The following is a 22450-nucleotide window of genomic DNA, read 5'->3' on the forward strand; positions in this document are numbered from 1 at the left end:
GTGCCAGTGCGTTCTTTTTCATTTGTTATCTATCCCGATGAGTAAAAAAATAAAAAGTTTTGAGACTTCTTGTAAAAAACAGGAACGTTTTTACCGGGATTGTGTGAATGTTTTATGAAGCTTTTCCGCTTTTCTTGTGAAGGGCGAACTTTTGGTCTACACCGCTGTCGGCAATTTTCCACGCTTTTCCTGCGCTGACGGTTGGCTTCCATCCTGACTCCTGATAAAACGTCCCTTCAAAGACATTTTTACTACGGCAGGAAAACATGAGCGGCAGTCAGACCCTGGTGGTCAAACTGGGGACCAGCGTGCTGACCGGCGGATCGCGTCGGTTAAATCGGGCACATATTGTGGAGTTAGTTCGTCAGTGCGCGCAGCTGCACGCGGCGGGCCATCGAATTGTGATCGTGACCTCCGGCGCCATGGCCGCCGGACGTGAACACCTGGGTTACCCGGAACTGCCGCCTACCATCGCCTCAAAGCAGCTGCTGGCTGCGGTGGGGCAGAGCCGTTTGATCCAACTGTGGGAACAGCTGTTCTCCATCTACGGCATCAATATCGGGCAGATGCTGCTGACGCGCGCGGATATGGAAGATCGCGAACGCTTCCTGAACGCGCGCGATACGCTGCGCGCGCTGCTGGATAACAATATCGTGCCGGTGATCAACGAGAACGACGCGGTGGCGACGGCGGAGATCAAAGTCGGCGACAACGATAATTTATCGGCGCTGGCGGCGATCCTGGCGGGCGCCGATAAGCTGCTGCTGCTGACCGATCAGCAAGGGCTGTTTACCGCCGATCCGCGCAGCAATCCGCAGGCGGAGCTGATCAGCGACGTTCACGCCATCGATGACGCGCTGCGCACCATCGCCGGCGACAGCGTCTCCGGACTGGGCACCGGCGGCATGAGCACCAAGCTCCAGGCGGCGGACGTCGCCTGCCGCGCCGGCATCGATGTGATTATCGCCGCGGGCAGCCGTCCGGGCGTGATTGGCGACGTGACGGCGGGCAAGCCGGTCGGCACCCGTTTCCATGCGCAGCAGTCGCCGCTGGAGATGCGCAAGCGCTGGATTTTCGGCGCGCCGCCTGCGGGCGAGATCGTGATCGACGACGGCGCGCTGTCGGCGGTGCTGGAGCGCGGCAGTTCGCTGCTGCCAAAGGGCATCCGCGAAGTGAGCGGCAATTTCTCCCGTGGCGAAGTGATCCGCATTCGCAGCCTGCTGGGCCGCGATATCGCCCACGGCGTGTCACGTTATAACAGCGATGCGCTGCGCATGATTGCCGGTCATCACAGCCAGGAAATCAGTGATATCCTGGGATATGAATATGGTCCGGTTGCGATGCACCGTGACGACATGATTGTCAGCTAAGGGGGCATGAATGCTGGAAGAAATGGGCAAGGCGGCCAAAGCGGCCTCATATCAGCTCGCCACGCTGACCACCGCGGAGAAAAACCGCGTTCTGATGACCATCGCCGACCAGCTGGAAGCGCAGAGCGCGGCTATCCTCGCGGCCAATGAGCAGGATCTGGCAGATGCGCGCGGCAACGGCCTGAGCGAGGCGCTGCTGGATCGTCTGATGCTGAACCCGGCGCGCCTGAAGGGCATCGCCGACGATGTGCGCCAGGTATGTCGCCTGGCCGATCCGGTCGGCCAACTGATCGACGGCGGCCAGCTGGACAGCGGGCTGCGTATTGAACGCCGCCGCGTGCCGCTGGGCGTGGTCGGCGTTATTTATGAAGCGCGCCCCAACGTGACGGTGGACGTGGCGTCGCTCTGCCTGAAAACCGGCAACGCCGTGATTCTGCGCGGCGGTAAAGAGACATACCGCACCAACGGCGCCACGGTGCGCGTGATTCAGTCCGCGCTGGCGCAGCACGGCCTGCCCGCTGGCGCGGTGCAGGCGATTGAAAGCCCGGATCGCGAGCTGGTGAACCAGCTGCTGAAGCTGGATCGCTATGTGGATATGCTGATTCCGCGCGGCGGGGCGGGGCTGCACAAGCTGTGCCGCGAGCAGTCGACCATTCCGGTGATCACCGGCGGCATCGGCGTTTGCCATATCTATATCGACGCCGACTTTGAGCCGGAAGCGGCGCTGAACGTCATCGTCAACGCGAAAAAACAGCGTCCCAGCGCCTGCAACTCGGTCGAGACGCTGCTGATCAACGCCGCCGTCGCCGACGCTTTTCTGCCGGCGCTGAGTCAGCGTATGGCGCAGGAGGGCGTTAAGCTGCACGCAGACGAACGCTCCCTGCCGCTGTTGCAGCAGGGGCCAGCCGAGGTAGAAGCGGTGAAGGCGGAGCAGTATGACGACGAGTGGCTGTCGCTCGATTTGAACGTGCGCATCGTCGCCGATATGGATGAGGCGATTGCGCATATCCGCGAGCATGGCACCCAGCATTCCGACGCGATTCTGACGCGCGACACGCGCGCCGCCGATCGGTTTGTCCGACAGGTGGATTCCTCGGCGGTCTATGTCAACGCCAGCACCCGCTTCACCGACGGCGGCCAGTTCGGTCTGGGCGCGGAAGTGGCGGTCAGCACACAGAAGCTGCACGCGCGCGGCCCGATGGGGCTGGAGGCGCTCACAACCTATAAGTGGATTGGCTACGGCGACGATACCATCCGGGCGTAACGGGCAGGACAACGACTTGTGGTTGGTTAAGTGTGTAGCGGAGCGGCTGTAGCGCTGGCTCGTTCTCAGATGAAAAACCGCCCGCTGGCGACAAAAGCAGCATCCGATGCGGCGCCTCTTGACTCAGGCGCCGCTTTTTTTTAACGTTACAGCCCGTAGCATCCCTTCCCAAAGCCGGTATAGCTCAGTTGGTAGAGCAGCGCATTCGTAATGCGAAGGTCGTAGGTTCGACTCCTATTACCGGCACCAATAAAATCAAAGAGTTATCAATCATCAGTGCCATCCCTTAAACCCATGTGGGACAGATTTGGGACAATCCGCCCGAAAATCGCATCAATTTGCTTCGCGTATTCGGTCAGATGGCTCGGCGCCAGGTGCGCATAACGTCGAACCATTTCCTGCTTTTTCCATCCTCCTGTGGACCGGCCCGGACGTTTCTGCTGTCTTCTGCGGCTTCATGATGCTGTTTTCCAGGCTCTGCAGGGTGGTAAAGTCTTATTACCAGAGGCCAGAACGTATAGGTAAATACACAGGGAAAGACAGTATGAAAGATATCCCTAATCTTTATAAAAAAATCGTTACAGGACAAGAGAAATGACCGTAATGAAAAAATACCTGATAGTAACTTCTGTTTTTTAATTGGCCGGTTGTCCTGGGCCTGGCGATCGTATGGTGTCCCGAACACCTACTACAACGATAATAAAAGATAATCACGTTTGCATTCTGTCTCCTTTAAGTCCCGGCGAGCAGGTGACTGCTGTTCAAATTCATAGTGATAAAGGTCGTGAGCTTATCAGGACTTTTGATGACAATCCGCTTTATATTCAAAAGGGTGACTGTTTGCCGGTTTTTGGCTATCAGTTTATTGCTGAGGAGAAATATTCAATTGCATATGATATTAAAACATTAAAATCAAAATCCTATTTGATTACCGCCACGTTCTCCATAGCAAAAACGGGTATGGTTATGAATGGAAATAATAAACAGAAAGATAGTTTGTAATGATTATCAGGCTTCATTGTTTTATGTCAATACACCGTGTTGCTGGAAGGTTTGAAAGTCACTGGCGTTAATTGTAAGGTGTCTGATGATAAGTTAGCTGGCAATGATAACATGAACCATATTGAAAGCGTCAGCATCCAATACGAGAAAATCACCTGGCGTATTGCATGATGATATCCAGTATACAGATGCCTGGAACGAGCGCTCAACAGTACACAATTCAAGTAAAGGCCAGTGTGTCCCTTTGTTGTCAGTCAACGCTTAAATCCAAAAACTAATTACTTCAGTAGCGTCCTTAGAAAGCAGAGTGTCGGCATTATAACAAGCATCAATTCTGAATTTTAAAAAATGAAAGAAGCGTGGCATCTTCTTTCATTTTTCCTGAAATTTTTATACACCAGTAACTTTTTCCGTTGGCATCCTGAACGTTAATCCCAACGTTTTCACCCCGCATAATACGCTTACACGTAGACTAGCCGTCGTTCCCTGTGAACTTTCTTCCTATACACTACGCCGATTTAAACAGATGTTAGCAGCGAAAGTTAGCGGCGCCGTACATGGGGGGCGACTATCTTCTTTTTAAGGCTAACTCTCCAGTGTAAAATAAAACAAACTATCACGAATGCGATAAGAGATATTATAATAACTAAGTTAACCATCACTTTTTACCTCCCTGTTAAAGTTGCGTTGTTGGCCTCCTTAAATAGCATTGAAGGGTAAAAATAAAAATTAACTTTCATTTAAATACTATAAATATTAACGATAATCACCGGATGTTTCCAGGTTACGCGATAGCCAGTTGGTTTTACAGAGGGTTCTTTTGTCGTTTCCAACTTACAGCGTCCAGCTTCTCTTTATCCTGAGCACATTTCTTGCCGCTTACTTCACGCTAACCCATCAAAAATCCGCTAAATTAAACAGCAACGCGTTTTATCCTCTGCTAACCAAAGGTCGGGATGTTTTATGAGTACAGATCTGGACACGCTCTACCACGCAACGAATGAAAAAACCGTCTCCCTTTGGCAGCAGGAGAGCGGCGTCGGTGAGGTGATGGGGGGAGGATATTATCATCCGCGGAAGCTGGCGCTGGCCGCTGGACTTCGGCCGACAATGCCTGCCGCCGTACATACGCTCTTCGATGAGGTTCGGCAGTTGAGCGCAGAAGATACGCTGGCAGACGTACTGCCGACAGAGGCGTTTCATTTTACCTTTTTGCCTATTACGCCGCCTCTGTATGAGGAAGGGGAAGCGCTGCCTGATAAAATCGCACAGCTGTTGAGCCTGTGGCAAAACTATCAGGGAAAGAGTGTGACGATAAAGGCGTTGCGGCTTGTCGCTTTGCCGGGACAGCTTTTGCTGGCGGGCATCCCTGATGAGCAGGCGATAATGTCACGTCAGCGATTTTGCGAAGCGGTGTTAGCCTCGTCCTGGAGAAAAGAACTGCTTGCCCGTCATGAGAAAACGCCGCTGCCAGCGCCGTTCTGGCACAGCACGCTGCTGCGCTATCGGGCGCAGCGTCTGCCGGCGCGGCTACAGCGCTATTTTTTTCATGCTCAGCATCGTCGCTATGGCGACGTATCGGGAGAGCTCAAGCTGGCGCAGGTTAACTACAACTGGACAAGGTGCGATGTGATTTAAGGCGCCGCAACGGAGCGGGCTGCTTATCTGGCAGCCCGCCTTATACAACCGAATCATGCCGCCAGCGTATCCAACGTCTTCAGCATCTCTTCTGGCAACGTCAGTTCCGCCGCCCTGATATTTTCATTGAAATGTGCGACTGATGAGGTGCCCGGAATTAACAGGATATTCGGCGAACGCTTAAGCAGCCACGCGAGCGCGACCTGCATCGGCGTTGCGCCAAGCTGCTGCGCAATGTTTTGCAGGGTAGCGGACTGAATGGGCGAGAATCCCCCTAGCGGGAAAAACGGCACGTAAGCGATGCCCTGCGCCGCAAGCTCATTAATCAGGCTGTCATCCTGACGCTGAACGATGTTATACATATTCTGTACGCAGCTGACAGGTACGATCCGCTGCGCCTCGGCTATCTGCGCACGGGTTACGTTGCTCAGGCCGATATGTTTAATCAGTCCCTGTTCCCGTAGCTGCGCCAGCGTGGTCAGCGGCGCTTCAATCGAGCCTTCAGCCGGGCCATCCACCTTAAACATCGCCCGCAGGTTCACCACCTCCAGCACATCCAGCCGCAGGTTGCGCAGGTTATCGTGCACCGCCTGGGTCACTTCTTTCGGCGACAGGGCGGGTCGCCAGGAGGCGTCATCGCCGCGCAGCGCACCGACCTTAGTGACGATCGTCAGGTCGTCGTCGTAAGGCGATAGCGCCTCACCGATCAACTGATTGGTGATGTGCGGGCCGTAAAAGTCACTGGTGTCGATATGATTAACGCCCGCTTCCACGGCGGCTCGCAAGACGGCCAGAGCGGCCTGTTTATCCTTCGGCGGCCCGAATACGCCGGGACCGGCCAGCTGCATGGCGCCATAGCCGAGCCGTTTTACCGTACGATCGCCGAGTCTGTAGCTGCCGCTGCTGTCAATGATGCCCATTATTGCCTTCTTGATTTCATCAGGTTCAGGAAGTATCAGTATATGAAGCCTCCCTTACTTTAAGAATTCGCATTTGATGAAGACGCCTCCCGTCCCGCTCAACGCCCGTAAAACGCCAGCTCAGGCGCGCGCCATCGCCACCGTCGATGCGCTGCATACGGCAACCATTCAGGTTTTATCCCGTGAAGGATTAAGCCGCTGCACCACCACGCGCGTCGCCCAGCGCGCCGGTATGTCGGTGGGAAGCCTTTACCAATATTATCCAAACCGCGACGCGCTGCTGGCGGGCGTGCTTGAACAACATCTTCATGGCGTGGCCAGCGCGATTGAAGAGGCTTGTCTGCTTGCGCGCGGCAAACCTGTCGCTGAGATGGCCTCGTTACTGGTGAACGCCTTCCTCGCAGCGAAGCTGACCAACCCGCAAGAGTCTAAGGCGCTCTACAGCATCGCCGCAGAGCGGGACGGCGCAAGGATCGTCGCGGCGGTCTATCAGCGTATGGTGGAGGCTGTCGCAGCGATGCTGAGCAGTTCGCCGGACGCGCAGTGCGCCGACTGTCAGCTCACCGCTCATATGGCGCTGGGGATGATTACCGGTCCGGTAAAAGCGTTTCTTGAAGGACTGATCCCGCAGGCGTACGCGGAACGTTTTCCTGAGCACCTTTCTTCAGTGCTGACAGCGTGTTTTAACAGCGAGGTGCGTTAAAAACGCGCCGCGTCAGGCAATAAAAAAATCCCCGCCGGCATCGCCAACGGGGATTTTTAGCAGATAACCCGCGCTTACGGTCTTCTGAACAGGGCCAGACTACGACCTTCCAGCTCGAAATCCATCTCTTTGGTAATCACCATGCCGCGCTTCGCGCTGTCGGATGTCGTCAGCTCCAGCACCCAGCCGCCTTCGCCGAACTGCGGAATCTGGAACGGCACGTTGCCTTCAAACGGGTTGAACAGCATCAGCACATCGTGCCAGATGCCTTCTTCCGGCTGCAGGTCGGCGCGACCAATATAGACGCCAAGCGTCGAACCTTCGTCCCACTGTTCCGGCTGCTGGAAGCCGCCGCCAGCGTTGAACCACTTGATATCCATGCCGTCGCGCCAGCTTTCACGGCGTAGCAGCGGCTGCTCCGCCCGCAGCTTGATTACCCGACGGGTGAACTCGCGCAGCGCCTCGCAGGTCTCCGGCAGATCGTCCCAGTGCACCCACGAGATCTCACTGTCCTGACAGTAGCCGTTGTTGTTGCCCATCTGGCTGCGGCCAAACTCGTCGCCCGCCAACAGCATCGGCGTGCCGTGGGAGAAGAACAGCGTAGCGAGGAAGTTACGCTTCTGGCGGTCACGCTCCGCGTTGATGCCTTCATCCTCGGTCGGGCCTTCGGCGCCGTAGTTATAAGAACGGTTATCGTTATGGCCGTCGTTATTGTCCTCGCCGTTCTCCTCGTTGTGCTTCTCGTTGTAGGAGACCAGATCGTTCAGCGTAAAGCCGTCATGCGCGGTGATAAAGTTAACACTCGCCCACGGACGGCGCCCGCGCTGATCGTAAAGGTCGCCGGAACCAAGCAGGCGTGCGGCGAAGTCGGTGGAAACGTTGTCGCCTTTCCAGTATTCGCGCACCGTATCGCGGTATTTATCGTTCCACTCCGCCCAGCCCGGCGGGAAGCCGCCGACCTGATAACCGCCGGGGCCGATATCCCAGGGTTCGCCGATCAGCTTCACTTTAGAAAGCACCGGGTCCTGCGTTACCGCGTCGAAGAAGCCGCCGCGCTGGTCGAAGCCTTCCGGCTCGCGGCCAAGAATGGTGCCGAGATCGAAACGGAAACCGTCGATATGCATCGACTCCGCCCAGTAGCGCAGCGAATCCATTACCATCTGCAATACGCGCGGATGCGAGGTATTCACAGTGTTGCCGGTGCCGGTATCGTTGATGTAATAACGATGCTGGTCAGGCAGGGTGCGGTAATAGGAGAAGTTATCGATGCCCTTGAACGACAGCGTCGGGCCGAGCTCATTGCCTTCCGCCGTATGGTTATAGACCACGTCGAGGATGACCTCGATGCCGGCGTCGTGGAACGAGCGCACCATATCGCGGAAGCCCTGAATGCCTTTCGGGCCGTAGTAGCGTGATGCGGGGGCGAAGAAGCCCAGCGAGTTGTAGCCCCAGAAATTTTTCAGCCCCTTGTCGAGTAGATGCTGATCGTCCGGGAACCAGTGAACCGGCAGCAGCTCGACCGACGTAATGCCGAGGCTCTTGATATAGTCCACGGACGCCTTGTGGCCCATACCTTCAAAGTTGCCGCGCAGCTCCGGCGGCAGGGCGGAGTTAAGCTGGGTAAAACCTTTGACGTGCGTCTCGTAGATCACCGATTTCGGCCAGGCGATAGAGGGGCGGTTATTATCCTGCCAGTCGAACTCGTTAGGATCGATCACCCGACACTTCGGCGTAAACGGGGCGCTGTCGCGCGTATCGAAAGTCAGATCTTTATCTTCGTGCAGCAGGTCGTAGGCGAAGTGGGCTTCATTCCACTCAATATCGCCGACCAGCTCGCGCGCATAAGGATCGATCAGCAGCTTATTAGGGTTAAAGCGATGACCGTTTTCAGGATCGTAGGGGCCATGGACGCGGTATCCGTAGAGCGCGCCAGGCTTCAGCCCAGGCACATAGCCGTGCCACACTTCATGCGTATATTCCGGCAGATCCAGCCTGGCGATTTCGTTTTTGCCGCTCGGATCGTAGAGACAAAGCTCCACGCGCTCCGCATGCGCCGAGAAGATCGCAAAGTTGACGCCGTCGCCATCAAAGTTGGCGCCGAGAAGATGACTATACCCTGCTGTTATTTCAAAAGGCTTACCGTTTGACATGCATTCTTCTCCATCGAATGAACATTTTGCCTGTAACAGCGTTTAACGCTTACTGATAAGCAAAATCAGAGTGTTACAAGAACCACAGACGAACAACAATCGACCGACTCCATGCTGATGCGATCGGTCAGGAATAGCTCTTCCCCGCTGAGAATGTCGCGGTAGCGACGGTTAGCCAGCGACGCGGGCAGGGGGATCTCCGTTTCGCTCCAGCGTGCCAGCTGCGGCTGCGCCAGACCCTCGTGCAACGCGTTCAGCACCAGGCGCGGCGCGATGACGATCAGCGCCTCGTCGTCCTGCGCGCGCGCATAGGCGATGACGTTTTCCGCGCGCTTGCCGGTGGCGGCGAGCGGCAGGTAATCGCCTCTGCGGAACAGCATCGGCTTCTGCTGACGGAAGCGCAGCAGCTTCGCGGTGACATGCTGCTTCAGCTCTCCGCTCAGCCAGTTCTGCTCGTTGCCGGTGGTCGGCGCTTCATCGTCGGCCAGCCACTGCTCCAGCGTGGCGAAGTCGGGTTCGCGCCGGTTATCGGGATCGACAAGGCTAAAGTTCAGCCCCTCGCTGCCCTGATAGATATCGGGCACGCCTGGCGCGGTCAGCTTGATAATGGTCTGGGTCAGGCTGTTGACCAGGCCGGCGCGCACGAAGGGCTGAATGGTGCGATAAAAATCCTGCAGGAAGGTCTGGTTCGCCGGAGAAAGCAGATGGCGCGCATAGTCCAGCACCGCCGTTTCATAGGCGTCGTTGCTGTCGCCCCAGTTGGTGCGCAGCTTGGCCTCGCGCAGCGCCTTCTCGGTAAAGGCGAGGAAACGTTCTTCCAGCGCCTTCAGGCCCGCTTCGTCGTCGGGGCGCAGCGTGGTCGGCCAGACGCCGACCAGCGCCTGATAGAGCATCCAGGCCACGGCCGGTTTCGGCGCGGCGCCGTCGTTAAGCTGCACCACCTTTTCCTGGTTCATCTGACGCCAGCGGGCGACGCATTCTGCCCACTGCTCCGGCGCTTCGGTCAGCGTATAGAGCCGGGCGCGCGCATCTTCGCCGCGTTTGGTGTCATGGGTAGAGGTGCCGGAAAGCGCATCGGGCTGCCGCTCCAGCCGCGTCTTCATCTCGGCGTGGAAACGGTTAAGCGAGAACGTGCGCGGCATCGGCTCGGCGCCTACCTCATTCAGCGCCAGCTCCATGTTCTGCCGGAAGAAAAGGGTATCTTCGACCGATTTCGCCATCAGCGGGCCGGTCAGCTGCTGGAAGCGCGTGCGGAAGGTCGCGGCGTCGCCCGCCACCCGATCCGATACGTTGCCCGCCAGAATGTCGGTCAGGAAATCGAGCGCCTGGGTATCAGGCGCGTGCGCGCTGCTTTTGACGCGCTGCACTATTTTTTGCAACAGCGCCAGGCCTTCCGGCGGCAAACCTGCCGTGGTGCCGTAGGTGCGATAGACCGGAAACGCAACCAGCAGTTCGCGCAGCGCGCCGCGCACCGCATTTTCTTCCACGCCGGCATTGTCCGCCCCGGCGATGCCCATCGCCAGATGCAGCAGGGTAGTGAATTCGCCCTCGAAGTTTTTATCGACCATCAGCAGTTTGGCCGCGCGCAACTCCGCTCTCATATCAACCGGCTTGCCGACCACGTAGTCCCAGGCGGCGCGCAAGGCGTCGAGCTGCTCATCGTCCACCAGCACGTCGGAAAGCGATTCGATAAACTCATAGCCGGTGGTGCCGGAAATCGGCCAGTCTTCCGGGATCTGCTCGTTCTTGCCGAGGATTTTTTCCACGGTGATATAGCAGTCCGGTCCGGCCTCCTGACGCAGCAGCTCCAGGTAGGCTTTGGGATCGGCGAGCCCGTCGACATGGTCCACGCGCAGGCCGTCGACCACGCCGGAATGCACCAGCTCCAGAATCAGCCGATGGGTATCGTCGAAGACCTGTTTATCTTCGACGCGCACGCCGACCAGTCCGGTGATTTCGAAAAAGCGGCGGTAGGAGAGATCGCGCGGCGCATCGCGCCAGGACATCAGCCGCCACGGTTGCTGCTCATGCAGCGCGGCGATTTGCGCCTTGTCGGTCAGCTTCAGCACCTCTTCTTCGCGCCCCTGCCAGCTCTCCGGCGTCAGCGGATAGTAGCTGTCGTAATAGGCGAAAGCGGGCTTGCCGGTTTTCGGGTCCGCCTTGACGCTGATCTCGCCGTTTTCCAGCACCGCCTCAAAGGTGTCGCCGAGGAACGGCAGCGTCAGGCGACGCGACCAGTTGATATCGAAATGGCGCGCATAGCGGCTCTTTTCGCCATGCTCGATCACGTCGCGCCACCAGGCGTTCTCCAGCGAGGCGGCCATATGATTCGGCACGATGTCCAGAATCAGGCCGAGTCCAGCCTCCTTCAGCGTTTTCGCCATGCGGTCGAAGCCTTCGCGACCGCCGATAGCGGGGTCGATCTCGTTGGCGTCGGTGACATCGTAGCCGTGAGTGGACTCCGCCGTCGCGGTAAAAATCGGCGAGGCGTACAGGTGGCTGATGCCCAGACGCTTCAGGTAGGGCACCAGCGCCGCGGCGCGGTCAAAGGTCATGCCGTTACGAAACTGAATGCGATAGGTAGCGGTTGGGATCTTCACGTTGCGTCTCCAGAAGCCAGGCGGACGATAATCGAATTCTGCGGCAGCGCATCTGCCGCCTGCGGCCAGGCGAACAGGGTTTCACCCGGCAGATCGGGCAGCGGCTCCGTCTTCTCGCCAATGTTCAGCGCCATCGACAGCGTGCCGCGCGGGAAGGTCCAGGTGACGGCGAGGAAGCCTTCCGCCGTTTTCAGCACCTTGCCCGCGTCGCCGCCTGCGGTCGCCAGCAGCGGCGCCAGATGCTGCTGACGCAGCGCCAGCAGTTCGCGCGTTAGCGTCAGCCAAGCTTTGCCTTCTTCGCTCTCCCGCTTTTTCCAGTCGAGCTTCGACATATCGAAGGTCTCTTTGGCGTTCGGATCGGGCACGCTTTCGCCTTCATGCCCGGCGTGGCCCTGGAACTCGCGCGCGCGGCCTTCGCGCACCGCCTTCGCCAGGTCGCCGTGGAAATCGGTAAAGAACAGGAACGGGTTGGTTTCGCCATACTCCTCGCCCATAAAGATCAGCGGGATATGCGGCGACAACAGCAGCATCGACAGCATCACTTTGGTGCGGTCGGCGCCGGCCAGTTCGATCAGCCGCTCGCCCTGCGCGCGGTTGCCGACCTGGTCATGGTTCTGAATAAAATCGACAAAGGCGACCGGCGGCTGGCCGCTGCTTTTCACGCCGCGCTTCTCGCCGCTTTGCGCCGACACTTCGCCCTGATAGACGAAACCTTCGGTCAGCGCGCGCGCGATGCGTTTTTCCGGCTCGCTGGCGAAATCCTGATAGTAGGCGTGGGTTTCGCCGGTGGCGAAGACATGCACGGCGTTATGCAGATCGTCGTTCCATTCGCCGGTAAACAGCGGCACGGAGCCATCTTCCGCGCGCGGATGCAGGAAAATCACGTTGCGGCAATCTTCGGTGGTCAGATGGATCGGTCGATCGGTAATTTCCGCACGGATGCGCTCGGCGATTTCGATCAGCACATGCTTGTCGGAAGGATCTTCAATCTGGTCGATGGCGTCGAAGCGCAGACCGTCAAGGTGATACTCCCTGAGCCAGAACAGCGGCGCTTCTTCAATGTAGCGTCGTGCCGCATCGACGTCGTAGGCGATGCCTGCGCCCCAGGGCGTCATACGTTCTTTATGGAAGAAGTCGGGTGACAGTAGCGGCAGATAATTGCCTTCCGGCCCGAAATGGTTCAGCACGATATCGAGCACTACCGACAGGCCATGGCCGTGCGCGGCGTCGACAAAGGCTTTAAAATCGTCCGGCGTGCCGTAGGCGGAATGCGGCGCGTAGAGCAGCACGCCGTCGTAGCCCCAGCCGCGGTTGCCGCCAAACTGGGAGAGCGGCATCACTTCAATCATCGTTACGCCAAGTTCGGCCAGACACGGCAGCTTATCGATAGCGGCGCGGAAGGTGCCTTCCGGCGTAAAGGTGCCCATGTGCATCTCATAGACCACACTCTCTTCCCACGGGCGGCCTTTCCAGGCGGCGTTCTGCCAGGTATAGCGGGTGGGATCGATCACCAGAGAGGGGCCGTTAACGTCCGCCTTCTGCGCGCGCGAGGCGGGATCCGGCACCACGGTGCCGTCGGCGAGAACAAAATTATACTCTGCGCCGGGCGCCACGCCGGTGGCCTCAAGTTCGAACCAGCCGTCGCCGACCGGCTTCATTTCTGCCTCTTTACCTGACAGCCTGAGCGTGATTTTTTGCTGGCCGGTAGCCCAGAGACGAAAACGGACGGTGTCGGCGGCCACATATTCCGCGCCCCAACTTTTAAGAAATGATTTGGACTCCATTCAACTGCCTCGTTTTAACCCAGATGTGAGCAATAGACGACATCGCCCGGCTGAATCCGGTGATGTGAGTTTCAGGTGCTTAAATCAGTAAGCGTGATCTGGCGCCGTAATGGGGCATCGTTCTTCTGGTCAATCACGAAGTGGCTGCCCCCCAGAGAATGCGTGTTGAAACGGTGTCCGGCGGTTTCGGCTCCAGGCAGCATACAAAGAACAATCATAGACCATCGGACAGGAAGTGAAGGGCCGTGATAGTTGAGCGGCAGGGCGGTAACGGGGTTTATGAACCAGACGGAAATAAAGGGGGGCGGGAAGGACGACGCGAGGCGAACCGCCCCGTTACGCTACGCCGGGGATGTTTTCGTTAACCTGATGGACGCAAATGCCTTGTTGTTCAAGCAGCTGGCGGTAGCGCGCCTCCAGGCCGGTATCGGTAATCACATGACGAAAAGGTTTGTCGACGGCGATCGGGTAGGGATGAAACTGGCCGAACTTCGATGAGTCGGTTAACGCGAAGGTATCGATATCTTTTGCCATTACCGCGTTGACGATATCGCTGCGCAGCATATTACGACCGGTAAAGCCGGTGTCAGGATGCCAGCCGTCGATGCCGATAAAGGCTTTCTGAAAATGCACCTGCTGAATACAGTTGCGGGTTAACGGACCGACCACCGATTCGCTGCTTTTCTGATAGAGGCCGCCCAGCACGATCACTTCGCAGCGTGACGATTTTAACAGTCCGGCGATATAGTGGCTGACGGTGACGATGGTGATGGTGTCGTTGTTCGCCAGGCAGCGGGCCAGCAGCGCGTTGGTGCTGCCACCTTCGATAAACACCGATTCTCCAGGCTTCACCAGCGAGGCGGCATACTCCGCCAGACCCTGCTTAAGCGGAAAACGCGCCTGCATACGCGCCGCGACGTCGTCGCCTTCCAGCGAGATCGCGGAGCCGTGAACGCGCTTCAGATAGCTGCCTTTCTCCAGCGTGTTGAGATCCTGACGCACCGTGACTTCGGAAACGTGGGTCAGGCGCGACAGCTCGCTGACGCTGATGCTGCCTCTTTCATTAACCAGTTGAATAATCTGTAATTGCCTTGCGTTCATCCGGCGTCTCATCCTGGGGAGCGGGGAGAGGAGTATAACAAAATCATCTCCCGATAGCATCGCGTCGGGACGGCCCGCAAGGCCGTCCACGTTCAACGTCATGGCGTACGCTACGCTCGCCTGTTAGCTGCATCAGAGCGGATCGATGCCCAGCGCGCGACGGCCGCGTGCGTTGAGATCGCTGATAAGAAAACGATCTTGCCAGCTCTGCTCATAGTTTTCCCGCGGGAAGTCCGCCGGCGACGCGCCGGTTTCCAGCGCCTCGCGCACGCGCTGCGCACAGGCCATATTCTTCTCACACGCCGGCGCCGCCGGAATGTACATCACGTTGCCCCAGCCCTGCTGGTTGTCTACCGGCGCGACGGCGTGGATCACATCGCAGTGCCACCAGACCGAATCGCCTGCCTCCAGCGCGGGGATGCTGCTCAGCCCGGCGATCAGATGCGGATGCCACTGTTCGGAAACCGGCAAGACCCGACCCGGCGCCACGCCGCACAGTTCATCTTCCGGCACGTCGTCCAGCAGCGGACGCAGCAGCACATAGGCCATCGCTTCCGGCACCGGGACCACATGCAGCAGCCCCTGGCCCAGCCCCATATCCGACAGCGCCGTCCAGCCCTGGAAAGTGCGGAACGCGGAGCATTTGGTGGTGTTGTCCATGTCATACTCGTTGACTTCCGGGCGGTGCGCCGCATCCCAGGGATCGTATTCTTCAAAACGGTTGTTAAAAATCTTGCCGAATACCTGCTGATAAGCGGGCAGCAGCCAGCGCTCCAGCGCGCCGGAATCGGTATGCGCGCCCAGACCTTTTGAGGTGGTGCCCGGCAGACGGCGGCGGATGCGATCGGGATAGATGATGTTGACGTCGGGATTAAACCATTCGCCCCCGGCGTGCTTAAAGGTCCACAAACGGTTAAGGAAAGACTGAACGGCGGCGATTTCGCTGCTCTGCCGCGCCTCCATCTGCGCCTTCGACCAATAGATCGGATAAATTTCCGGGCGCGACGCCTCCAGCGAGCCGAAGAAATTATCGCCAGGGCCGCGGTAGATTTCATCGAAGTGATTCTTATCCAGGTAGTGCAGCATCGATTGATCCATCGCCAGCGCGTCGTCGCGGCGGAAAGTCTGTTTCACCACCAGGCAGCCGCGGCGTTTGATCTGCGCGATCTGCGCGGGCGTCACGTTTCCCGCCGCGACATCTTCCTGGCGCAGCACCGGCCAGGCGCTGCCGTTACGCCGTTCTTCTTCACGCGCGGCGGCGATCTCCGTTTCGATCTTTTGACAAACCTGGCGGAACAGGGCGTCAACGTCGCCAATCTGCGCGCGTAACGCCCGCTTCATTTCCACGACGTTTTTTTTGTAATCACTCGGTAAGGTCAGTGAGGTGAAGGATGCGTTCATCGTTTTCTCCGCGGTTCAGGTTGGCCTTTTCGGGGAAATGAAAGTCTTAACTTTCATTCGTAAGTCTAAGACGAAAGATAACAAAGAAGATCGACGCAGGGAGTGAAAAGGATCACATTTCTTTAACTTAGGTGAAGTAATGCGTTAACTCATTCAGCATAAAAAAAGCCGGGCAGCGGGCCGCCCGGCGTTATGTATGACTGCGCTTTTTGAAAGCGGCTTACAGACCTGTCTTGCCGAAAGCGGCGAGCCAGTCCTGCTCAAATTTCTCGACGGCGGCAGTGACGGCGGGCGCAGAGATCATCTGTTCGGCCACGTCCAGCGGCAGCGTGATCGAGGCGCAACCGGCCAGCAGGCAGTCCAGCGCCTGACGCGGCGTTTTAAAGCTCGCCGCCAGCACTTTCGCGCCCGGCGCGTGCAGCGTCAGGAGCTGTTGCAGGTCGCTTACCGTCTGAATGCCGTCGCCGCCCTGCGCGTCCACACGGTTAACGTAGGGCGCGACATACTCCGCGCCAGCCAGCGCCGCCAGCAGCCCCTGCGAGGCGCCATAGACCGCAGTACCCAGCGTAGGGACGCCCGCCGCGCGCAGCTGTTTAATCGCCGCCAGCCCTTCCGCCGTTACCGGAATTTTCACCACCAGATCGTTAATGATGGCGCGCAGACGAAACGCATCTTCCACCATGCCTTCCGCCTGTGGCGCCATGACCTGCGCAAACAGCTTGCCACGGCCGCCCAGCGCCTCTTTCAGCGCGGGCAAAACCTCGTCAACCGGCGTTTTGCCGCTGGCGATAATGCTTGGATTAGTCGTGACCCCGGCGAGGGGAAAAATGCGCGCCAGGCGTTTGACGGCCGCGACGTCGGCGGTATCGAGATAGAGTTCCATAACCAGCTCCTGAGGAGATCGTGAGGTTTAGCAAGTTTCGCTGAGTATATCGCCCGACTCCGCTTTTTTATTGACCAGTGTCAATATCGCTTTCTTTCGAAAGTTATCAAATCTTCGAACGCAAGAAAGGAGAGGGCTTATGATTTTTAATATCCAGCGTTATTCGACGCATGATGGTCCCGGCATTCGCACCGTTGTCTTTTTTAAAGGTTGCTCGCTGGGCTGCCGCTGGTGCCAGAATCCTGAAAGCCGCTCCCGCCATAAAGATCTGCTGTATGACGCGCGCCTCTGCCTGGAACAGTGCGATCTCTGTCAGCAGGCGGCGCCGGAGGTTATCGCCAGAACGCTGAACGGCATCACCATTGACCGGCAGCGCCTGCAACCGGACCATATCGCGGCGCTGGAACACTGCTGTCCGACGCTGGCGTTAAGCGTCTGCGGCGAAGAAAAGCCGCTGGACGCGATCATGGCGGCGGTGAGGCGCGATAAACCTTTCTACGCGCGCAGCGGCGGCGGTGTCACGCTTTCCGGCGGCGAACCCTTTATGAACCCTGAGCTGGCGGCGAGCCTGTTTCGCCAGTGCCATGACGAGGGCATCCATACGGCGGTGGAGAGCTGCCTGCATGTGCCGTGGCGCTATATCGAACCCGCGTTGCCGCATATCGATCTTTTTCTCGCAGATTTGAAGCATGTCGATGAGACACGGTTCCATGCCTGGACCGACGGCTCGGCGAAGCGGGTGCTGAAAAACCTGCGCCGCGTGGCCGACGCCGGCAAGCCGATGATTATTCGCGTGCCGCTGATTCCGCAGTTTAACGCCGACGAAGCGTCGGTGAGCGCCATCGTTAATTTTGCCGCGGATGAACTCGGCGTCAGCGCGATCCACTTTCTTCCTTACCACACGCTGGGCATGAACAAGTACGCCCTGCTTAATCAGCCCTACCATGCGCCGGACAAACCGCTGGACGATCCGGCGCTGCTCACCTTTGCGCAGCATTACGCCGCGCAAAAAGGCCTGACGGCGACACTGAGAGGATAAATTATGACGACTCTGAAACTCGATACCCTGAGCGAACGTATCAAGGCCCACAAAGACGCGCTGGTACATATCGTCAAGCCGCCGGTGTGCACCGAGCGCGCCGCGCACTACACCAAAATCTATCAGGAGAACATGGATAAGCCGGTGCCGGTACGCCGGGCGCTGGCGCTGGCTTACCATCTCGCCAACCGCACTATCTGGATTAAGCATGATGAGCTGATCGTCGGCAACCAGGCGAGCGAAGTACGCGCCGCGCCGATCTTCCCGGAATATACCGTCAGCTGGATCGAAAAAGAGATCGACGATCTGGCCGATCGCCCCGGCGCCGGTTTCGCGGTGACGGAAGAGAACAAGCGCGTGCTGCATGAAGTTTGTCCGTGGTGGCGCGGCCAGACGGTGCAGGATCGCTGCTACGGCATGTTCACCGACGAACAGCAGGCGCTGCTGGCGACCGGCATCATCAAAGCCGAAGGCAATATGACTTCCGGCGACGCGCATCTGGCGGTCAACTATCCGCTGCTGCTGGAAAAAGGGCTGGACGGCCTGAGGGAAAAAGTGGCGGAGCGCCGCAGCCGCATCAACCTGACCGTCCTGGAGGATCTGCACGGCGAACAGTTCCTGAAGGCGATCGCCATCGTGCTGGAGGCGGTCAGCGATCATATTATCCGCTATGCCGATCTGGCGCGGCGGATGGCGACGCAGGAAGCGCGTCCGGCGCGCAGAGAGGAGCTGCTGCGCATCGCGGAAAACTGCGAGGTCATCGCCCACCAGCCGCCGAAAAATTTCTGGCAGGCGCTGCAACTCTGCTACTTCATCCAGCTGATGCTGCAAATCGAATCCAACGGCCACTCCGTTTCGTTTGGCCGCATGGATCAGTATCTCTATCCGTTTTACCGCCGCGACGTGGAGTTGGAGCAGACGCTGACGCGCGAGCAGGCGATTGAGCTGCTGCATGGTTGCTGGCTGAAGCTGCTGGAAGTGAACAAGATCCGCTCCGGCTCCCACTCTAAAGCCTCGGCCGGCAGTCCGCTTTATCAGAACGTCACCATCGGCGGGCAAAACCTGCGCGACGGCAAAGGCGTGGATGCGGTGAATCCGCTCTCTTACGCCATTCTGGAGTCGTGCGGCCGCCTGCGCTCCACGCAGCCGAACCTCAGCGTGCGCTATCATGCGGGCATGAGCGACGACTTCCTCGATGCCTGCGTGCAGGTGATTCGCTGTGGCTTCGGCATGCCCGCCTTCAACAACGATGAAATCGTTATTCCCGAATTTATTAAGCTCGGCGTCGCGCCGGAGGACGCCTGGGACTACGCCGCCATCGGCTGCATCGAAACCGCGGTCGGCGGCAAATGGGGCTATCGCTGCACCGGCATGAGCTTTATCAACTTCGCGCGGGTGATGCTGGCGGCGCTGGAAGGGGGCCGCGACGCTACCAGCGGCAAGGTGTTCCTGCCGCAGGAGCAGGCGCTGTCGAAAGGCAACTTTACCCATTTCGATGAGGTTCTGGCGTGCTGGGATAAACAGATCCGCTACTACACCCGTAAGTCGATTGAGATTGAATATGTGGTGGATACCGTGCTGGAGGAGAACGCGCACGATATTCTCTGCTCGGCGCTGGTGGACGACTGCATCGAACGCGCGAAAAGTATTAAGCAGGGCGGGGCGAAGTATGACTGGGTTTCCGGCTTACAGGTCGGCATCGCTAACCTCGGCAACAGCCTGGCGGCGGTGAAAAAGCTGGTTTTCGAACAGGGCGCCGTCGCGCAGCGGCAGCTGGCGGAAGCGCTGGCAAGCGATTACGACGGGCTGACGCACGAACAGCTGCGCCAAAGGCTGATTAACGGCGCGCCGAAGTATGGCAACGACGATGACAACGTGGATGCGCTGCTGGTGCGCGCGTATCAGACCTATATCGACGAGATTAAAAACTACCATAACCCGCGCTACGGCCGCGGCCCAATCGGCGGCGATTACTATGCGGGCACCTCCTCGATCTCCGCTAACGTGCCGTTCGGCGCGCAGACCATGGCGACGCCCGATGGCCGTAAAGCCAGAACGCCGCTGGCGGAAGGCGCAAGTCCCGCTTCCGGCACCGACCATCTGGGACCGACGGCGGTGATCGGCTCGGTAGGCAAGCTGCCGACCGGCGCTATCCTCGGCGGCGTGCTGTTGAACCAGAAGCTGAACCCGGCGACGCTCGATAATGAAAGCGATCGTCAGAAGCTGATGGCGCTGTTGCGCACTTTCTTCGAAGATCATCAGGGCTGGCATATTCAGTACAACATTGTGTCGCGCGAGACGCTGATCGAGGCGAAAAAGCATCCCGACCGCTATCGCGATCTGGTGGTCAGGGTAGCGGGTTATTCCGCCTTCTTTACCGCGCTGTCGCCTGATGCGCAGGATGATATTATCGCGCGCACCGAGCATACGCTGGCGTAATAAAGCGGCGGGCGCGTCAGCCATTGGAGCTTTACGCACTATCTCTTGTAGCGGGCATCCCAGCCCGCTTTTTTATGCGCGGCTGCGTCGCGGGCAGCCGGATTTATTCTGCTCGCGCCCGCCGCTCACGATTTTCTGCTTTATCCGCTTTATCCGCTTTATCTGCTTTTCTCTTTTCGCATCTTCTCGCAGTCTTCTGTTTCCTCTGATTTCAGCCGTGCTGCTGTCTTTTGCTGACTCAGCGGCGCGCAGCCGTATCCCGCCTTCCCTGGACGCAGCGGCAGGCTTTGTTTTTAAGAATTGTTATGTTATAACATGCCAACAAAGGCATGCGGCCTGTTCTGCAAACCTGACGCGCCCGCCTGATAAACCTGCGTGTTAACGCGAACCTTGACCCCGCGCCGCTGACCGTGCGGCGACAGCCTGATATTGAGTATGTTATGCCTGACCTGTTTTCAGCTTCTAAACGCCGCGGCCTCTCCCTGCTAGCCTGCTCTGCGCTGGCCCGCGCTTTCGCCGTCGCGCTGCTGCTCGCCGCGCTGTGGATCGCGATTCGCTGGGCGGAAATGCTCCCATGATTAAACTGAACAACCTTGTGACGGGCTACCGGGGCAGAGCCTTGAGCCAGCCGCTTAGCGGCCAGTTCACGCCGGGCAGCCTGACGGCGATCATGGGTGCCAACGGCGTCGGAAAATCTACTCTGCTGAAAACCCTGGCCGGACTGCTGCCCGCCGTCAGCGGCACGGTGCGCTATGCACAGCGCAAGCCGCAGATCGCCTGGCTGCCGCAGCAGAGCGATATCGACCATCAGTTTCCGCTGCGGGTCGGCGACGTGGTGGCGATGGGCAGCTGGCCGTCGACCGGCATGCTGCGCGGCATGGGCCGTACGATGCGCAAGCGAATCGACGATGCGCTCATGCAGGTGGGATTAATCCATCTGGCCGGACGCGCCATCAGCCAGCTCTCTGGCGGGCAGTTTCAGCGGATGCTGTTCGCGCGCATGCTGGTTCAGGATGCCGACATACTGCTGCTGGACGAGCCGTTTACCGGCATCGACAGCCAGACCCGCGCGCTGCTGCTGCAGATGATCGACGCGCTGCACCGCGAGGGCAAAACCATCATCACCGTGCTGCACAGTCAGTCCGTGGTCGAACGCCATTTTCCGCAGCTGCTTTTCCTGCATGAAGGGCATTACCACTGGGGAAATACCGCCGAGGTGCTGACGAACGGCAGCGCGCCGCTGATGCCTGCGATTCGCTGTGCGGTAGGGCAAGCGTAGCCGATGGCCACTTTTCCTGTTTTCGAGGCCTTTACCGCATTCGGTTTTATGCGCCGTTCGCTGGTCGCCTGTCTCGCGCTGTCGCTTAGCGTGACGCCGCTGGGGGTCTTTTTACTGCTGCGGCGGATGAGTCTGATCGGCGATGCGCTGTCGCACGCGGTGCTGCCCGGCGTGGCTATCGGCTATCTGCTTTCCGGCATGTCGCTGCTGGCGATGGGAGTGGGCGGCTTTATCGCCGGTCTGCTGGTGGCGCTGCTGGCAGGATGGGTTAGCTCCGTCACCACGCTGCGCGAAGATTCCAGCTTCGCCGGCTTCTATCTCGGCTCGCTGGCGCTGGGCGTCACGCTGGTTTCGCTGCGCGGCAGCGGGGTCGATCTGCTGCATCTGCTGTTCGGCTCGCTGCTGGCGGTGAATGGCGAAGCGCTCACCTTTATCGGCATCATCGCCAGCCTGACGCTGTTGATCCTGGCGGTCTGCTATCGGGCGCTGGTGGCGGAGGCGTTTGATATGACCTTTCTGCAGGTGCGCCGCCCCCAACTGCCGCGACTGATTCACGCGCTGTTTCTCGCGCTGGTGGTGATGAACCTGGTGGCGGGCTTTCAGATCCTCGGCACGCTGATGACGGTAGGGCTGATGATGCTGCCCGCTATCGCCGCGCGCTGCTGGTCGAACCGCCTGCCGCATATTCTGCTGCTGGCGGTGTTAACCGGCATGGTCAGCGCTTTTATTGGGTTGGCCTGGTCCTGGTATCAGTCGCTGCCCGCAGGCCCGGCAATTGTGCTGACCGCCAGCCTGATCTTCCTGATTTCCGTGCTGTTCGGCGCGGAGAAAGGGGTATTCCGCATATTAAAAAACAGAGTCCGATAATTACAGGTAA

At 58.6% G+C, this 22450-nt stretch carries 17 protein-coding genes, 1 tRNA gene and 2 pseudogenes; 12 read left to right on the forward strand and 8 right to left on the reverse strand.

The genetic code is table 11. The features are described from left to right. Positions 1–266: 266 nt before the first annotated feature. From proB to MYY08_RS02540, 3 genes are all read left to right on the forward strand, one after another. Positions 267–1370, forward strand: a complete 1104-nt coding sequence (gene proB, locus MYY08_RS02530) for a glutamate 5-kinase (RefSeq protein WP_038627888.1) — start codon at positions 267–269, stop codon at positions 1368–1370. Between the two features lie 10 nt (positions 1371–1380). Next, a complete protein-coding gene (gene proA / locus MYY08_RS02535) occupies positions 1381–2634 on the forward strand; it encodes a glutamate-5-semialdehyde dehydrogenase (protein WP_038627885.1) in 1254 nt (417 codons plus the stop codon). Positions 2635–2807: 173 nt separating this feature from the next. After that, positions 2808–2883, forward strand: a tRNA-Thr gene (locus MYY08_RS02540). A gap of 17 nt (positions 2884–2900) precedes the next feature. Here MYY08_RS02540 and MYY08_RS02545 read toward each other — a convergent pair. Next, positions 2901–3050 (reverse strand): annotated as a pseudogene (locus tag MYY08_RS02545) (integrase); the annotation flags it as partial. Positions 3051–3273: 223 nt separating this feature from the next. Here MYY08_RS02545 and MYY08_RS02550 point away from each other — a divergent pair. The 3 genes and pseudogenes from MYY08_RS02550 (at position 3274) to MYY08_RS02560 (ending at position 5274) form a co-directional block, all read left to right on the forward strand. After that, a complete protein-coding gene (locus MYY08_RS02550; RefSeq protein ID WP_333896183.1) occupies positions 3274–3636 on the forward strand; it encodes a putative T6SS immunity periplasmic lipoprotein in 363 nt (120 codons plus the stop codon). 21 nt (positions 3637–3657) lie between these two features. Further along, positions 3658–3901, forward strand: a pseudogene (locus MYY08_RS02555) (hypothetical protein); the annotation flags it as partial. Positions 3902–4599: 698 nt separating this feature from the next. Further along, positions 4600–5274 carry a hypothetical protein gene (locus tag MYY08_RS02560; RefSeq protein ID WP_288012943.1) on the forward strand — a complete coding sequence of 225 codons (675 nt, stop codon included), beginning with the start codon at positions 4600–4602 and terminating at the stop codon, positions 5272–5274. A 53-nt stretch (positions 5275–5327) separates the two neighbouring features. Here the strand turns inward: MYY08_RS02560 and MYY08_RS02565 are convergent, their stop codons facing one another. Beyond that, positions 5328–6194: an aldo/keto reductase family oxidoreductase gene (locus MYY08_RS02565; protein ID WP_084970302.1), complete on the reverse strand. Its 867-nt coding sequence runs from the start codon at positions 6192–6194 to the stop codon at positions 5328–5330. Positions 6195–6270: 76 nt separating this feature from the next. On the opposite strand from MYY08_RS02565, the gene MYY08_RS02570 reads away from it, so the two are divergent. Next, positions 6271–6897 carry a TetR/AcrR family transcriptional regulator gene (locus tag MYY08_RS02570; protein WP_038627793.1) on the forward strand — a complete coding sequence of 209 codons (627 nt, stop codon included), beginning with the start codon at positions 6271–6273 and terminating at the stop codon, positions 6895–6897. A gap of 74 nt (positions 6898–6971) precedes the next feature. Here the strand turns inward: MYY08_RS02570 and glgX are convergent, their stop codons facing one another. The 6 genes from glgX to fsa all read right to left on the reverse strand — a co-directional run bounded on the left by glgX (position 6972) and on the right by fsa (position 16816). After that, positions 6972–9047, reverse strand: coding sequence for a glycogen debranching protein GlgX (gene glgX / locus MYY08_RS02575; protein WP_084970304.1), 2076 nt, complete (start codon positions 9045–9047; stop codon positions 6972–6974). A gap of 65 nt (positions 9048–9112) precedes the next feature. After that, the gene (treY, locus tag MYY08_RS02580; RefSeq protein WP_038627789.1) at positions 9113–11647 is read right to left on the reverse strand and encodes a malto-oligosyltrehalose synthase; all 2535 of its coding nucleotides are present in this window, start codon (positions 11645–11647) and stop codon (positions 9113–9115) included. Then, positions 11644–13431 (reverse strand): malto-oligosyltrehalose trehalohydrolase, encoded by a 1788-nt coding sequence (gene treZ, locus MYY08_RS02585; RefSeq protein WP_288012950.1) that lies wholly within the window; start codon positions 13429–13431, stop codon positions 11644–11646. The genes treY and treZ overlap by 4 nt, the downstream gene beginning before the upstream one ends. Positions 13432–13767: 336 nt before the next feature. Beyond that, positions 13768–14532 (reverse strand): DeoR/GlpR family DNA-binding transcription regulator, encoded by a 765-nt coding sequence (locus MYY08_RS02590; RefSeq protein ID WP_038627785.1) that lies wholly within the window; start codon positions 14530–14532, stop codon positions 13768–13770. A 132-nt stretch (positions 14533–14664) separates the two neighbouring features. Continuing rightward, positions 14665–15933 (reverse strand): DUF1479 domain-containing protein, encoded by a 1269-nt coding sequence (locus MYY08_RS02595; RefSeq protein ID WP_190296608.1) that lies wholly within the window; start codon positions 15931–15933, stop codon positions 14665–14667. A 220-nt stretch (positions 15934–16153) separates the two neighbouring features. Further along, the gene (gene fsa / locus MYY08_RS02600) at positions 16154–16816 is read right to left on the reverse strand and encodes a fructose-6-phosphate aldolase (protein WP_038627781.1); all 663 of its coding nucleotides are present in this window, start codon (positions 16814–16816) and stop codon (positions 16154–16156) included. Between the two features lie 139 nt (positions 16817–16955). On the opposite strand from fsa, the gene MYY08_RS02605 reads away from it, so the two are divergent. The 5 genes from MYY08_RS02605 to MYY08_RS02625 all read left to right on the forward strand — a co-directional run bounded on the left by MYY08_RS02605 (position 16956) and on the right by MYY08_RS02625 (position 22440). Then, complete coding sequence (locus MYY08_RS02605) at positions 16956–17855, forward strand: glycyl-radical enzyme activating protein (protein ID WP_038627779.1); 900 nt, start codon at positions 16956–16958, stop codon at positions 17853–17855. Between the two features lie 3 nt (positions 17856–17858). After that, positions 17859–20294, forward strand: a complete 2436-nt coding sequence (locus MYY08_RS02610; protein WP_190296610.1) for a formate C-acetyltransferase/glycerol dehydratase family glycyl radical enzyme — start codon at positions 17859–17861, stop codon at positions 20292–20294. Between the two features lie 440 nt (positions 20295–20734). Further along, on the forward strand, positions 20735–20872 hold the full coding sequence (locus MYY08_RS02615; protein ID WP_167401654.1) for a hypothetical protein: 138 nt from the start codon (positions 20735–20737) through the stop codon (positions 20870–20872). A gap of 41 nt (positions 20873–20913) precedes the next feature. Continuing rightward, positions 20914–21573: a metal ABC transporter ATP-binding protein gene (locus tag MYY08_RS02620; protein ID WP_288012959.1), complete on the forward strand. Its 660-nt coding sequence runs from the start codon at positions 20914–20916 to the stop codon at positions 21571–21573. A gap of 3 nt (positions 21574–21576) precedes the next feature. Beyond that, a complete protein-coding gene (locus MYY08_RS02625) occupies positions 21577–22440 on the forward strand; it encodes a metal ABC transporter permease (RefSeq protein WP_288012961.1) in 864 nt (287 codons plus the stop codon). Positions 22441–22450: the final 10 nt, after the last annotated feature.

The sequence above is a fragment of the Mixta sp. genome (genome assembly GCF_024610815.1).
In the GTDB taxonomy this organism is placed as follows: domain Bacteria; phylum Pseudomonadota; class Gammaproteobacteria; order Enterobacterales; family Enterobacteriaceae; genus Mixta; species Mixta calida.

Excerpts from the sequence above, each read along its gene's own strand:
- MYY08_RS02565 (WP_084970302.1), bottom strand. The coding sequence starts at position 6,194 with ATGGGCATCATTGACAGCAGCGGCAGCTACAGACTCGGCGATCGTACG.
- MYY08_RS02595 (WP_190296608.1), bottom strand. The coding sequence starts at position 15,933 with ATGAACGCATCCTTCACCTCACTGACCTTACCGAGTGATTACAAAAAA.
- MYY08_RS02625 (WP_288012961.1), top strand. The coding sequence starts at position 21,577 with ATGGCCACTTTTCCTGTTTTCGAGGCCTTTACCGCATTCGGTTTTATG.
- MYY08_RS02590 (WP_038627785.1), bottom strand. The coding sequence starts at position 14,532 with ATGAACGCAAGGCAATTACAGATTATTCAACTGGTTAATGAAAGAGGC.
- proA (WP_038627885.1), top strand. The coding sequence starts at position 1,381 with ATGCTGGAAGAAATGGGCAAGGCGGCCAAAGCGGCCTCATATCAGCTC.
- fsa (WP_038627781.1), bottom strand. The coding sequence starts at position 16,816 with ATGGAACTCTATCTCGATACCGCCGACGTCGCGGCCGTCAAACGCCTG.
- MYY08_RS02560 (WP_288012943.1), top strand. The coding sequence starts at position 4,600 with ATGAGTACAGATCTGGACACGCTCTACCACGCAACGAATGAAAAAACC.
- MYY08_RS02605 (WP_038627779.1), top strand. The coding sequence starts at position 16,956 with ATGATTTTTAATATCCAGCGTTATTCGACGCATGATGGTCCCGGCATT.
- proB (WP_038627888.1), top strand. The coding sequence starts at position 267 with ATGAGCGGCAGTCAGACCCTGGTGGTCAAACTGGGGACCAGCGTGCTG.
- MYY08_RS02570 (WP_038627793.1), top strand. The coding sequence starts at position 6,271 with ATGAAGACGCCTCCCGTCCCGCTCAACGCCCGTAAAACGCCAGCTCAG.
- treZ (WP_288012950.1), bottom strand. The coding sequence starts at position 13,431 with ATGGAGTCCAAATCATTTCTTAAAAGTTGGGGCGCGGAATATGTGGCC.
- glgX (WP_084970304.1), bottom strand. The coding sequence starts at position 9,047 with ATGTCAAACGGTAAGCCTTTTGAAATAACAGCAGGGTATAGTCATCTT.
- MYY08_RS02615 (WP_167401654.1), top strand. The coding sequence starts at position 20,735 with ATGCCTGACCTGTTTTCAGCTTCTAAACGCCGCGGCCTCTCCCTGCTA.
- MYY08_RS02610 (WP_190296610.1), top strand. The coding sequence starts at position 17,859 with ATGACGACTCTGAAACTCGATACCCTGAGCGAACGTATCAAGGCCCAC.